The sequence below is a fragment of the Vibrio sp. CB1-5 genome, assembly GCF_059412285.1.
Window position 1 is genome coordinate 177,318 of the sequence record NZ_JBJHPB010000003.1, and the last position, 12,584, is coordinate 189,901.

Annotated in this window: 12 protein-coding genes; 7 read left to right on the forward strand and 5 right to left on the reverse strand. The window is 46.0% G+C overall.

What is annotated here, in order from left to right; translation table 11 throughout:
- Window positions 1-54: 54 nt before the first annotated feature.
- Window positions 55-1,593 carry a glutamate synthase-related protein gene (locus ACJB0T_RS03475; protein ID WP_479292854.1) on the reverse strand — a complete coding sequence of 513 codons (1,539 nt, stop codon included), beginning with the start codon at window positions 1,591-1,593 and terminating at the stop codon, window positions 55-57.
- Between the two features lie 103 nt (window positions 1,594-1,696).
- Complete coding sequence (locus tag ACJB0T_RS03480) at window positions 1,697-2,413, reverse strand: GntR family transcriptional regulator (protein WP_479292852.1); 717 nt, start codon at window positions 2,411-2,413, stop codon at window positions 1,697-1,699.
- A 236-nt stretch (window positions 2,414-2,649) separates the two neighbouring features.
- On the opposite strand from ACJB0T_RS03480, the gene ACJB0T_RS03485 reads away from it, so the two are divergent.
- The 3 genes from ACJB0T_RS03485 to ACJB0T_RS03495 all read left to right on the forward strand — a co-directional run bounded on the left by ACJB0T_RS03485 (window position 2,650) and on the right by ACJB0T_RS03495 (window position 5,762).
- Window positions 2,650-4,074 carry a glycoside hydrolase family 1 protein gene (locus ACJB0T_RS03485; RefSeq protein ID WP_479292850.1) on the forward strand — a complete coding sequence of 475 codons (1,425 nt, stop codon included), beginning with the start codon at window positions 2,650-2,652 and terminating at the stop codon, window positions 4,072-4,074.
- Between the two features lie 152 nt (window positions 4,075-4,226).
- The gene (locus ACJB0T_RS03490) at window positions 4,227-4,844 is read left to right on the forward strand and encodes a 3'-5' exonuclease (protein ID WP_479292848.1); all 618 of its coding nucleotides are present in this window, start codon (window positions 4,227-4,229) and stop codon (window positions 4,842-4,844) included.
- Window positions 4,845-4,874: 30 nt separating this feature from the next.
- Window positions 4,875-5,762 carry a DMT family transporter gene (locus tag ACJB0T_RS03495; protein WP_479292846.1) on the forward strand — a complete coding sequence of 296 codons (888 nt, stop codon included), beginning with the start codon at window positions 4,875-4,877 and terminating at the stop codon, window positions 5,760-5,762.
- 27 nt (window positions 5,763-5,789) lie between these two features.
- Here the strand turns inward: ACJB0T_RS03495 and ACJB0T_RS03500 are convergent, their stop codons facing one another.
- On the reverse strand, window positions 5,790-7,112 hold the full coding sequence (locus ACJB0T_RS03500; protein WP_479292845.1) for a PTS sugar transporter subunit IIC: 1,323 nt from the start codon (window positions 7,110-7,112) through the stop codon (window positions 5,790-5,792).
- 365 nt (window positions 7,113-7,477) lie between these two features.
- Here ACJB0T_RS03500 and ACJB0T_RS03505 point away from each other — a divergent pair, with 365 nt between their 5' ends.
- The 4 genes from ACJB0T_RS03505 to ACJB0T_RS03520 all read left to right on the forward strand — a co-directional run bounded on the left by ACJB0T_RS03505 (window position 7,478) and on the right by ACJB0T_RS03520 (window position 10,892).
- Window positions 7,478-7,783, forward strand: a complete 306-nt coding sequence (locus ACJB0T_RS03505; protein WP_479292843.1) for a PTS sugar transporter subunit IIB — start codon at window positions 7,478-7,480, stop codon at window positions 7,781-7,783.
- Between the two features lie 80 nt (window positions 7,784-7,863).
- Window positions 7,864-9,192 (forward strand): PTS sugar transporter subunit IIC, encoded by a 1,329-nt coding sequence (locus ACJB0T_RS03510; protein WP_479292841.1) that lies wholly within the window; start codon window positions 7,864-7,866, stop codon window positions 9,190-9,192.
- A gap of 147 nt (window positions 9,193-9,339) precedes the next feature.
- Window positions 9,340-9,645 (forward strand): PTS N,N'-diacetylchitobiose transporter subunit IIA, encoded by a 306-nt coding sequence (chbA, locus tag ACJB0T_RS03515; protein ID WP_479294527.1) that lies wholly within the window; start codon window positions 9,340-9,342, stop codon window positions 9,643-9,645.
- A gap of 290 nt (window positions 9,646-9,935) precedes the next feature.
- Window positions 9,936-10,892, forward strand: a complete 957-nt coding sequence (locus ACJB0T_RS03520; RefSeq protein WP_479292839.1) for a LacI family DNA-binding transcriptional regulator — start codon at window positions 9,936-9,938, stop codon at window positions 10,890-10,892.
- Here the strand turns inward: ACJB0T_RS03520 and ACJB0T_RS03525 are convergent.
- Window positions 10,879-11,673, reverse strand: a complete 795-nt coding sequence (locus tag ACJB0T_RS03525; RefSeq protein ID WP_479292838.1) for a hypothetical protein — start codon at window positions 11,671-11,673, stop codon at window positions 10,879-10,881. The genes ACJB0T_RS03520 and ACJB0T_RS03525 overlap by 14 nt on opposite strands.
- Window positions 11,670-12,452 carry a hypothetical protein gene (locus tag ACJB0T_RS03530; protein ID WP_479292836.1) on the reverse strand — a complete coding sequence of 261 codons (783 nt, stop codon included), beginning with the start codon at window positions 12,450-12,452 and terminating at the stop codon, window positions 11,670-11,672. Before ACJB0T_RS03530 ends, ACJB0T_RS03525 begins: the two co-directional genes overlap by 4 nt.
- Window positions 12,453-12,584: the final 132 nt, after the last annotated feature.

The following is a 12,584-nucleotide window of genomic DNA, read 5'->3' on the forward strand; positions in this document are numbered from 1 at the left end:
GTTCCAACTAGTAAATTTTAAGCTGCAACTCAGCGATACTATAAGTATCAAACGTTAAGGTTCATATCCCGAATACTTTACGCCAGACAAATGAGCCATATCTCGATTCCAAGTCGCCAAATCTTTATGGTTAAACTCGCTCAACTGATGATGGCCACATGCTCTTGCCATTACTTGCATGAGCGAAACCGAGGCTTCAAAAAAGTTCTTAAGTTGGCGTGAGGCTTTGTCCACGTTCAATCTTTGGCGCAAATCCGCTTTTTGAGTGGCAATCCCCGCCGGACAGTTGTTGGTATTGCACATTCTCGCCGCCACACAGCCTATTGATTGCATGGCACTATTTGATATTGCGACGCCATCGGCACCCAGCGCCATCGCTTTCACAAAGTCCATCGGCACGCGCAGCCCACCGGTTATGATGAGCGTCACTTTGCCACTCATTCCTTGCTCGTCGAGATATCGCCGCGCTCTCGCTAGTGCTGGAATGGTTGGCACACTAATGTGATCGCGGAACATTTCTGGCGCAGCACCGGTACCGCCACCTCGCCCATCAAGAATGATGTAATCCGCACTGGCATCAAGGGCGAACTGAATGTCCTCTTCAATATGGTTAGCACTTAGTTTAAAACCGATAGGTATGCCACCTGTTACCTCTCTTACGCGGTCTGCAAATGCTTTGAAATCTTCAGCGCTATTGAGATCTTTAAATGTCGGCGGAGAGATAGCGGGTTCTCCTTCGGGAATACCACGAACTTGTGATATCTTCCCGATATTCTTGCTACCTGGAAGGTGCCCGCCAGTGCCCGTTTTCGCACCCTGCCCGCCTTTGAAATGAAAAGCCTGTACTGACTTGAGTTTGTCTTCATCGTAGCCAAATCCAGCACTGGCTAGCTCGTAAAAATAACGCGAGTTCGCGGCTTGTTCTTCTGGAAGCATACCTCCCTCACCCGAACAAATCCCCGTCCCCGCGAGCTCAGCTCCCATTGCTAGAGAGATTTTCGCCTCTTCTGATAAAGCGCCAAAGCTCATGTCAGATACGAATAAGGGAATATTGAGCTTAAGCGGCTTTTTGGCTTGCGGTCCAATGACAAGCTCTGTACCGACTACCGCATCTTCTAGCAAGGGTTTTGTCGCCATTTGTGCCACCATGACTTGCAGATCATCCCAATGAGGCAATAGATGGCGTGGCACGCCCATCGAGGTCATGGGGCCATGATGCCCAAGTTTTGAGAGTCCCTCGCGAGCGAGCTGATGAATAAACTCAACGGTAGGCTCCTCTTTAGTTTGGGTAGCGACTGGGGCGTCATTTGCTTTAGCGGTGACACCCGGCCCTTCAGTACCTACTTGTTCGTTTGAAAACTGTTTGTGGCTGCCATCGCAATAAGGAGGATTGGCGGTGTGTTTGCATCGACATAAAAAGGCATCTCCGTCTTTGTCGACAGAAAAGCTTTTTGGTTTGAAGTCTGTTCCTGCATGGGAGCCGTCACAAAAGGGTTGGTTTTTCGAGCGTCCACAGGTACAAAAATAATAGTCTTGCCCTGTTTTCACTTCGACCTTGATAGGTGTGTTGCCAGCGATTATGGGTTTGCTCATCGTGCTTTCCTTATATTCAACGCTTTCTAATGAAGGTTGTCAGGATAAGCATAGGTCAAAAATCAACCGCTCATGCGCTCTTATCTAGCTGTGATTCAAAACGTTACAGCTGCGTTTCGCTCTTGACGTAAGTTGTTGAGAACTCGAACGTGTCGCAAGTGTGCTTAGCGACGGAGTATTCAAAAATTTGGCCGTTATCCAAGTAAGCATTCTGAGCGACACTCACTATATTGTCTCCAACAGGCAGACTGAGGTGCTCCGCCTCCGCTATTGTCGCATTAGCGATGGTGATTTTAAGATTAGCGCTATGTATCGTAAGGCCGAGCTTACCAGTGATATAACCATAGATGGATGCTTTAACATCCTCGATCGCTAAACGAGGAATGATGTTAGCGGACAAGTAGATGTACTCAATAATAGTTGGCACACCATCAAGCACACGGACACGAGTAATGTCGTAGACTGGTTCACCTACCTGGCATTTCAGTTTATCAGCAATCGCCTTATCGGCATTCATTTTGACAAACTTAACCACGCGCGTTTTGACCGTTTTACCTTTCTCTTCTGCTCTTTTTTTGGTGCCCAGTAGATGTGAATCCGTTACTGAACTTGAGGGCTGCTTAACAAATGAGCCCGCCCCACGCTTGCGCACGACTAAGCCTTCTTTAACCAAATAATCTAGGGCTTTCTTAAGCGTTATCTCGCTGCACTGAAATTCATTCGCCAACGACTTTCCGTCCGGAAGCTTACCAGATGGTGAGTATTCACCCGCTAAAATTCTGGCCTTCATTTCGTTGTAAATGCCCTGATATTTCACCATTCTCGCCTGATCCCTTTACTCTGCCGAGTCTAATTTGATGTGAGATTACTGTGTAATGACTCAGCGTACAAGGCAAACCTTTAAACAATATGGTTTATCCTCTAAAAATCCGAAGAAACTACCAGATATGGAGATCAAGATCTCATTTATAACCAATACTACTTTAAAAACCATATGGTTTTAATAATATCGAATGCAGAAAACAAATACATGAAAAAGGGTTAATCGGGGTAGCTATGGCATTTCAAGAGAACTTCTTATGGGGCAGCGCATCAGCAGCCTATCAAATCGAAGGGGCAGCAAATCTAGACGGTAAAGGCGATTCGATTTGGGATGTGTACTCACGTGTTCCTGGTAATACGTTTAAAGATACAACAGGTGAAGTGGCGATCGACTTCTACCATAAATATGAAGAAGACATCGAACTGATGCGAGAAATGGGACTAAAGGCCTATCGCTTCTCTGTCGCTTGGACGCGCATCATGCCAGATGGCCGCACGGTAAACCCGAAAGGCGTAGAGTTCTACCACAACGTTATCAATAAGCTGATCGAATGTGGCATCACACCGATCCTAACTATCTACCACTGGGATCTTCCACAAGCGCTGCAAGACGAATATCAAGGCTGGGAAAGTCGTGAAATTCTGACGGACTTTACGCGTTATTGCGAAGTCCTGTTCAGCGAGTATGGTGACAAGGTGCCGTACTGGGTTTGCATGAATGAGCAAAATATTTTCACAAGCCTAGGGTACGTACAAAAGATCCATCCACCAAAAGTTTCTGATTACCAGCGCTTTATCAATGCCAACCACATCGCGAGTCTAGCGAATGCCAATGCTGTGAAGCGATTCAAAGAGATGGGTATTAAAGGTCAAATTGGCGCAAGCTTTGCGTACAGCCCAACTTACTCGAAAACCGCCGCCCCAGAAGATGTGATTGCCGCTGAAAACGCGCAAGAGATACAAGATCTGCTGTGGATGGATGTCTACGCAAAAGGCGCTTATCCAAAGATTGGTCTAAAACTGCTCGAGCGTATTGGTATCCACATCAACTTCCAAGAAGGCGATAAAGAACTACTTAAAGCCGGTATCTGTGATTTCATGGGTCTGAACTACTACCAATCAGCCACATTTGTCGCACCCGAAAACCGCGAGCAAACGGCGCAAACCGGTAATGCGGCGCAGGTTTCTGTTGTTTCTGATGTGGCTCGTATTCCTACTGATGATTATTATGTTCGCGCCGACAACGAACACCTAAAAATGACGGATTGGAACTGGGCTATCGATCCTGAAGGGCTGCGTGTTGCACTTCGCCGCATCACGTCTCGCTATAACCTGCCTATTCTAATTAGTGAAAATGGTTTGGGCGCTTACGACACACTCACTGAAGACGGTCACGTACACGACGACTATCGTATCGCATTCCTAAAAGCACACGTTGAAGCCATCAACGATGCGATAGAAGATGGCTGTGAAGTCATTGGTTACTGCACTTGGTCTTATCAAGATCTATTTAGTTGGTTGAACGGCTATGCGAAACGCTACGGCTTTGTCTATGTTGATCGTGACGAAGAGAGCGAAAAAGAGCTTAAACGCTACAAGAAAGACAGTTTCTACTGGTATCAACGAGTCATCGCGACGAACGGCGAGAACTTAGATTAATATAGAACCCAGATTAAAGTTAAAGGTCCAGTTTTGCTGGACCTTTTCTTTTCCATATAGTGAGTCTGTAACCAAAAACCACAATCATGAGGTTTCCTTCATCACGCGTTCAAGCTAGACTCTGCCTCCCAACTTTTTCCTGAGATTTCACTATGACCGCACTCGCCACTTCCGCCATCGTACTCGACTTTGAGACTACGGGCTTATCACCGAACCAAGGCGATCGCGCTATCGAAATTGGTGCTGTGAAACTAGAAAATGGCCAAGTGGTTGACCGCTTTCAATCATTGATGAATCCCGGTTTCCGAGTCAGCGGCTTCATTGAAGGCTACACTGGCATCACTAACAATATGCTCAGCCACGCACCAAGCTGTGACGAAGTGATGAGCGAATTTGTCGATTTTATTGGTGATGCAAATTTGGTGGCTCATAACGCATCATTTGATAAGCGTTTTTTAGATGCTGAACTGGAATTAATTGGCAAAGGATACAAGGGTGAGTTTGCATGCTCGCTGTTAGTTTCTCGACGCCTCAACCAAGAAGTCAGTTCACACAAATTGGGCGACCTTGTGGCGTACCACAGCATCGCCAATGATGGTGTATTTCACCGTGCGTTAGCGGATGCCGAGGTGACAGCATCACTTTGGTTACTTTTAGTGAACTCTATAACTGAAAAGCACGCTATCGAGAAGCCGAGTTTTCAGTTGATGCAAAAGCTCGCTAAGCAGCCAAAAGCATCTGTTGAAAAATTCTTGGGTAAGCAAAGATAAAACCCACGTCAACCTTTCAAAGAGACATCTATGACCTCTACTTTCGACTCAATCGTACCCGTTGGCGTTCGCTACATGGTGCTATCGGCACTTGGCTTCGCGCTGATGTCTGCCTGTGTAAAATATGTGAGCACTTATGGTATTCCCGTATTTGAAATCGTGGCAGCACGTGCATTAGTCTCTCTGGTATTGAGCTATCTGGATGTCAAAAGGAAAGGAATTTCAGTTTGGGGGCACAAAAGACCCTTGTTACTGTTACGCGGTGTCGTTGGCTCGCTGGCTTTGATCTGTGTGTACTATGCGGTGACCACGTTGCCTCTCGCCGAAGCGACAATACTTCAGTATATCCACCCTATCTTTACTGCCTTACTCGCTTTTTGGTTTCTAAAAGAAAGCATTCAGAAATCGACCATCATTTGTATCGTGCTGAGTATTCTCGGCTTGACGTTTATGGTGGGACCAACGTTAGGCAGTAGTACGACAGAGTCATTGCCGTTATTCAGTGTAGGTATTGCGCTCCTTGGCGCATTTGGCAGCTCTATCGCTTACGTTATCGTTAGGAAGCTAAGCCAAACTGAAGACAGCTCAGTGATCATTTTCTACTTCCCATTGGTTGCGTTGCCAGTCTCCATTCTATTGATTGGCGACGACTTCGTGATGCCGGATTGGTATCTCACCATAATGCTGGTGTTGGTGGGTGTCTTCACGCAAATAGGTCAACTAGGATTAACCAAAGCAATGCAAACCCAAGCGGCAGGCAAAGCTTCGGCATACTCCTATGTTCAGATTGTGTTCTCTATTTTGCTAGGTTTAGCGCTGTTCAATGAAGTCCCTACTGTTTGGACTTACATTGGTGGCTCACTCATAGTGATAGGGGCTTTGATCAATACCTTCGGTAAACGAGTCGCTGCTAAATAAACACCCAATGACAGCGGGCACACGCAGCTACTGGGCCGCTTGTGCTTGCTGCATTCGTTTTGCTCGCTCTTCTTCTTGCTCAACCAAAATTTTCTCATGGGTTCTGAAGAAAGGCAGGTAGATAAAGTAAGCATTGACCATAGCAAACACGACCATTAACGCGTTCATGTAACTCCCATTGGCAGCCCACGCCGCACCGATTGGGGCAGGTACAGACCATGGAATCATTAGTACCACGCGATCCAAAATCTCCGCCGAAGTTAAGAACCAAGCAATGGTTGCGTTGAGCATTGGGACAAAAATAAACGGCACAAGGAAAAGCGGGTTCATAATAATTGGGAAGCCAAACAATATTGGCTCGTTAATATTAAATATCGCCGGAATCGCGCCAACCTTACCCACCGACTTTAACTGTTTTGAACGGCTTTTAATCGCAAGATACACCAATGGTAATGTTGAACCTACCCCGCCTATCAAAACAAAAAAGTCCCAAAAAGCAGGTAGATAGATATGAGGGAGTACCTGACCGCCGGCTTCCAATGCCGTTTGGTTCTCAAGCAGGTTAGACATCCAGAATGGATTCATAATTCCGGTAATGATCAGTGCGCCATGAATCCCCATAAACCAAAGAAGCTGACAAATCAGTATCGAAATTAACACCGCAGCGAGACTATCTGAGGCTAGCACTAAAGGGCGGAATAGCTCTTCTATTAATTGCGGAAAGTGCACACCAAACTCAGCATCAAGAAAAACATTGAATGTTGAAATGCTGATCATCACGGCAAAGATCGGCACGATGAGCTTAAAACTTTGAATCGTTAGAATAGGAACATCTTCCGGCATCTTGATGTACCAGCCCATACGGATAAAGAACCTAACGACTTCTATTGAATACAGACTCGCGATAAGCGCTGTAAACAGTCCTGCACCACCTAGGTAGCGCGCATCTTCTTGTCCATCGATATAGAAGCCGGCCAGCATGAGAAACGCCATACACCCTGTCAATCCAGACAGGCGCTCTGGCAATTGATAGCTCTTCGCGAGACTGGCAGAAACGCCAAAGGAAACGATAAGCCCTACGACGCCCAGTGTCAGTTGATAAGTTGGCAACAAGATGGGTCTTAACGCCAAAGATAAGTCCATCCAAGCCATCGACATCCAAGACTCAGAATCGGCAAACGGAGGAAAGATAATCGGGACAAACATACAGCCGACAAAAATGAAAGGCATTGCCAACTGGAAACCATCACGCATAGCCATAAGGTGCTGACTGCGCATCAGCAGTTTTGCTACAGGATTCATGAACTGTTCTACCTGATTGGCACACAGTCTCATAATGGATTGGTTCATTTACTCTACCGGCTATATGGATCCGCGTCAGGATACCCGAATGCACAAACTCTCGGAAACCGATTATCCAAATCTGCCGACTCCGCCACGTTTTTTACCTCATCACTCGCTCAATTCCGACTTTAGATCACGCTTCCCCCACCACTGAGCCATTTCTAGTACTCAATTTAAGGTCATCAGCGCCGTTTGAAGCGCTTAGTTTCCCAGTTCAAGATCATTCGTTAACTGTGTCACGAATTTTTCGCCATAACTCGGGTTTCCAGTGATCGTTTTCACACTTGCCTGGAAATCATTTGGAAACCGGTTTCCAAATGATTTCCTTAAGGGCATATTGATTAGGCATTCAAGATTCTGGAGAAGAAAAAATGAAAAAAATTATGCTTTGCTGCTCTGCTGGTATGTCTACCTCTCTACTGGTTAAGAAAATGGAAGCGTCTGCGCAAGAACGCGGTATCGAGGCTGAAATCAAAGCATTTGGCGCAAGTGAGTTCGACGTTCAAGTAGGTAACTACGAGGTTGTTCTTCTTGGTCCTCAAGTGAAATACATGCAAGCAGATTTCCAAAAGAAAGCAGATGCTCTCGGCATCAAAGTTGAGCCAATCAACATGATGGATTACGGCATGCAGAAAGGCGATAAAGTGCTTGATTTTGCACTAGAACTTATCAGCTAACCTGTTTTTGCTCGGCGTCCCCCCTTAGTCAATTTTCGACGCCGAGCTTTTCTAAACTTTATCCTAACGAGAGTAACGACATGGGCGCTATGTACGACAAAATGGTCAATGTTATCGAGCAAAAGGTCACCCCTATTGCTGGTAAGATTGGTCAACAAAAATACATCACTTCTATACGTGACGGCTTTATTGCTGCACTACCTTTTATGATTGTTGGTTCTTTCATGCTGGTGTTTATCTTCCCTCCGTTTTCTGCGGAAACGACTTGGGGATTTGCACGCGCATGGCTAGATTTTTCTGAGACATATCGTGAGCAGCTCATACTGCCATTCAACTTGAGTATGGGGATCATGACCATATTCATATCGGTGGGGATAGCGTCAAGCTTGGCTCGCCATCACGATCTTGATCCTGTTACGACAGGTTTGCTATCACTAATGAGCTTCTTGCTTGTTGCAGCGCCAGTTCAAGACGGCATGCTGTCAATGCAGTACTTCTCTGGTCAAGGTATCTTTACGGCGATCATGACAGCGTTGTACTCTACTGAAGTCTACGCATTCCTGAAGCGCAACAACATCACTATCAAGCTTCCACCAGAAGTGCCAACAGGTGTTGCGCGTTCATTTGAAATCCTGATCCCTGTATTGGCAATCATCATCACGCTTCACCCTCTAAACCTGTTTATCGAAGCGCAAACGGGCATGATCATCCCAGAAGCAATCATGGCTCTTGTTCAGCCACTAGTATCTGCCTCTGATACGCTACCAGCTGTTCTACTAGCGGTACTGGTATGTCAAATCCTTTGGTTTGCGGGTATCCACGGTGCACTAATCGTAACAGGTATCATGAACCCATTCTGGATGGCGAACCTATCAGTTAACCAAGCAGCAATGGCAGCAGGTGAAGCCATTCCGCACATCTTCGTTCAAGGTTTCTGGGATCACTACCTACTTATTGGTGGCGTAGGTTCAACACTTCCACTTGCGTTCCTACTACTTCGTAGTAAAGCCGTTCACCTACGTACCATTGGTAAGATGGGTACCGTACCAGGCCTATTTAACATCAACGAGCCAATTCTATTTGGTGCGCCAATCATCATGAACCCTGTGTTCTTCCTGCCATTCATTTTGGTACCAATGGTGAACGCAACTCTAGGTTGGTTTGCTCTTGACTGGGGTCTAGTAGAGCGTGTGGTTTCTCTAACGCCTTGGACAACACCAGGACCTATCGGTGCATCGTGGGCAGCTAACTGGGCATTCAGTCCTGTCATCATGTGCTTCATCTGTATGGCTATGTCAGCAATGATGTACCTGCCATTCCTAAAAGCTTATGAAAAACAACTTCTTGAGCAAGAAGCAGCGGACGAGAAAAACCAACAAGAAGCGGCTGGTCAGCCAGTAACAGCATAATCAACCAATTCTGAACTATCAGACACGGTTGAAACCAATAATAAAAAAGTCGCCCCCTAGTCTTAATTGGGGTTGAGCGAGGGGCGACACTGTCTACCTTTCGGTAGGCTCCATTTAAGAATTTAAGAGGTAAGCAAAATGGAAACTATGGATCTAGAAGAACAAGTGATGGGCATCATCATCAATGCGGGTCAGTCTCGCAGCCTTTGTTATGAAGCACTTCGCCATGCTAAAAACGGCGAGTTTGAAGAGGCTGAGGGCTTGATGAAAGAAGCACAAGAGTTTGCAAACCAAGCTCACCTAGTTCAGACCCAGCTTATCGAAGCCGACGAAGGCACGGGTAAAATGAAGATGACGCTAGTGATGGTTCACGCACAAGATCACCTAATGACTTCCATGCTGGCAAAAGAGTTAGTCGCGGAAATGATTGAACTGCACAAGCGGACCGCTTAGTAATTCGATCTCACTTTACTTTTTTCAGTTTTTTCGACCATTAACGGGGCGAGTCAGGCATGAAAACGTCTTATAGGAGCGTTTTCAACATCTTTGGTCGTAAGCAGCCTGTTTTTAGGAGCCCAGCTTTTGAAGCCTTGTCGTGTTCCTTACTCTGGGCTGCTCTTTTTCCTCACCTTATATCCTCTCATCAGACTTGGATCAGTACCTCTGAAAGAGTACAATAACGGAAATCTTGGGAAACGGTTTCCCAGTTCTAGAAACTCTATGAATCTATTAAGGTTGTTGTCATGGCTACTATCACCGATGTCTCTCTGCTAGCAAACGTATCGAAAGCGACCGTTTCTCGCGTGATGAGTGGCAGCCGTGGTGTTAAGCCAGAGAGTCGTGAGGCTGTATTACGCGCCGCCGAAGAACTTAACTACCGCCCAAATGCCGCTGCACAAACACTGGCAAATCAACGCTCCGATTATATTGGCGTTATCCTTTCCTCTAGTGACGCTGGACAAGTGTCTACTTACCTACCTCTACTTGCAAAATCACTGAAAGCGAAAGGCAAACACATGCTGGTTCAATTTGCAGAAACAGCAGACGAGCAAGTACGTATGGTAGAAGAACTTAATCAAAGACACTGTGACGCCATCATCTCACTCGGTGGCACGATTCAATCCTTGGCTACCGACAACGTCATTGCCATCGATAGTTTGGCAAGCGCTGAGCATGCTATCGGATACGATTACAAGTTCGCAGCAGAAAGTGCGTGCCGCTTCTTATCGAGTAAAGGCCACGCAAGTATAGCCATCGTCGTGGACGATGAAAGTTACGCGTCAACACAAGTGCTTGAAGGCTATAAAACATCGCTACAAAACTCGGCAATGCCAGTCAACAGACAGCTTATCGTCACAGCGAATGGCAACAATGAGCAAGCGATTATGTCGCTATTAAACAGCTACCACCCGTTTACGGCCTTGGTAGTCATGCGTGACAGCCAAGCTGCTGTCGCAATGAACCTGTTCAGAGATTTCAATTTAGCGACACCTCAAGAAGTCTCGATCGTGTCACTGGAAGATTCACAATTGGCAAGCCAGCTCAATCCTCCCCTCACCTGCATCAGCTACCCTTCACAGCAGATAGTCGATATGGCTATGGAGAAGTTAGACGCCATTCTGGAAGACAAGCCAATGTCGAGCAAGCCTTTAATTACTGGCCGACTCGTGACTCGTGACTCAGTTATCAATCGTCGTTAGCATGGTGCTCATAGCTAGCATGGTGTAAAGCAACGGGTCTAAGTGCCCGTCTAACCACGATAAAAATCCACCAAATGACACCAAAGGCCAATAGCATTCTGAGCGTATAGGTCGCGGTTCTCAGCAATACGGCACTGCGTGATACCGATACCTTTAATTCATAAGGGTATTGTGGTGATACAACGCGATGGCTAAGAACAAAAGTAGACCAAAAACTGTTATCGATATTGACGTGTTCGCTTGAATAACGTGGCAGTGATTCTCCCAATAGATACACCTGATAAAAGTAGTCGCGAAGCGGGCTCTCTAACCAGTGTCCCAACATTCTGCGCGGATTTACATAGGCAAAATACTCGGTATCGCCTACCTGCTGAGCAACAACAAACGATGGCTCAGGGAAGTATGTCGTCAGCAGAGACCAACCAATGAACACACCTTCATCGCTAGTATTGCCAGCCCAATAGCTTTTGTTTGATGACACTTCTCCAAACAAGCTGCACGCATACCAGCCCGTTGTGTGGTTTCTTACATAGCCGAGCGCTCGAACTTCCTCTTCGATATACGCCTTTCGATTGTAGAATCGGCGATGTTCTGATTCGCACCCTTCATGCTTGGGTAGAGACACCACCAAATTCAACGTAGATTCAATCCTACTATCGATGCTTGTCAAACTGGCCTCAAGTTCGTTGGCGATGTCTTGTTTAATGGTGGCGGTTGCAAAGATATAACTCAAAACACTGAGCAGTACCGTTAGCAACAGTGAATAGATGACAACTCTCATTTTTGCTCCTGCACCTTCTCAGGCTGCACCTGCTTTTTACGAAAGCCAATCATTGCAATGGCACCCACTACCATTCCGAACACCACCAACAACCTTACGATAAAGGTGACGACTCCTTGCCTGTATAGAGCAGTATCTTTATAGACTGAAATCGAAATAGGAAACAATAGCGACTCTTTGGTGGCTTTGTAATCCCCAAATGAAGCGCTATTTTTCTGCAAAAGTGGCGTTTCGTCGTTTGAGAAGTGAAGGATCCTATGAGTTTCCTGAGGCGCTTCTTGTACCCACCATCCCAATATCGCCGTGGGGTTAATCGTTGCAATAGCGACGTTTTCATCTCGATAAAGTGCTAGCGCGTAAGAAGTATTACCGTCATGAGTGGGTGAGCGCAACTTGGCAAAGCCAATATCCCCTTTTCGAGCTTCATTCCAAAACGAATTATCCAGCGGCTGATTCGTAGGTCCTAGGTTGCTGCAAAATTGATAATGATCTGGTTGCTTGGTACCAACAAAAAGGCCGCGCATTGAAACGCTGCGAAAAACCGTATGACCAAGCTCTGTCTGCATCGATTTATCGCACTCTGCTAAAGGAAACAGATAGTTAGACAATACATGCAGCTCTGACTGAATTTGGGTAAGCTGACGCTCGACACCACTTAGCACTTGCTGTGCTTCTTGATGAGCCTGTTCGCGAAACGTAAAGAACTGATACACACAGCCAATCAGCAGCGTGTAGAGAAAAATATAGAAAATATTGGTGAAGGACTGTTTTAATTGCATTGAATAAATTTGCGCTGAATTTCCTCACTGTTATACAGCATCAAATTTATACGAACCTTATCCCACCTCAAATTTCTAAACATTGTTTATATATATTGCGAGACGTCATTCAAAATTCAAATGAAATAAAAA

Coding starts and splice junctions, on each gene's coding strand:
- ACJB0T_RS03475 (WP_479292854.1), bottom strand. CDS start 1,593: ATGAGCAAACCCATAATCGCTGGCAACACACCTATCAAGGTCGAAGTG.
- ACJB0T_RS03480 (WP_479292852.1), bottom strand. CDS start 2,413: ATGGTGAAATATCAGGGCATTTACAACGAAATGAAGGCCAGAATTTTA.
- ACJB0T_RS03485 (WP_479292850.1), top strand. CDS start 2,650: ATGGCATTTCAAGAGAACTTCTTATGGGGCAGCGCATCAGCAGCCTAT.
- ACJB0T_RS03490 (WP_479292848.1), top strand. CDS start 4,227: ATGACCGCACTCGCCACTTCCGCCATCGTACTCGACTTTGAGACTACG.
- ACJB0T_RS03495 (WP_479292846.1), top strand. CDS start 4,875: ATGACCTCTACTTTCGACTCAATCGTACCCGTTGGCGTTCGCTACATG.
- ACJB0T_RS03500 (WP_479292845.1), bottom strand. CDS start 7,112: ATGAACCAATCCATTATGAGACTGTGTGCCAATCAGGTAGAACAGTTC.
- ACJB0T_RS03505 (WP_479292843.1), top strand. CDS start 7,478: ATGAAAAAAATTATGCTTTGCTGCTCTGCTGGTATGTCTACCTCTCTA.
- ACJB0T_RS03510 (WP_479292841.1), top strand. CDS start 7,864: ATGGGCGCTATGTACGACAAAATGGTCAATGTTATCGAGCAAAAGGTC.
- chbA (WP_479294527.1), top strand. CDS start 9,340: ATGGATCTAGAAGAACAAGTGATGGGCATCATCATCAATGCGGGTCAG.
- ACJB0T_RS03520 (WP_479292839.1), top strand. CDS start 9,936: ATGGCTACTATCACCGATGTCTCTCTGCTAGCAAACGTATCGAAAGCG.
- ACJB0T_RS03525 (WP_479292838.1), bottom strand. CDS start 11,673: ATGAGAGTTGTCATCTATTCACTGTTGCTAACGGTACTGCTCAGTGTT.
- ACJB0T_RS03530 (WP_479292836.1), bottom strand. CDS start 12,452: ATGCAATTAAAACAGTCCTTCACCAATATTTTCTATATTTTTCTCTAC.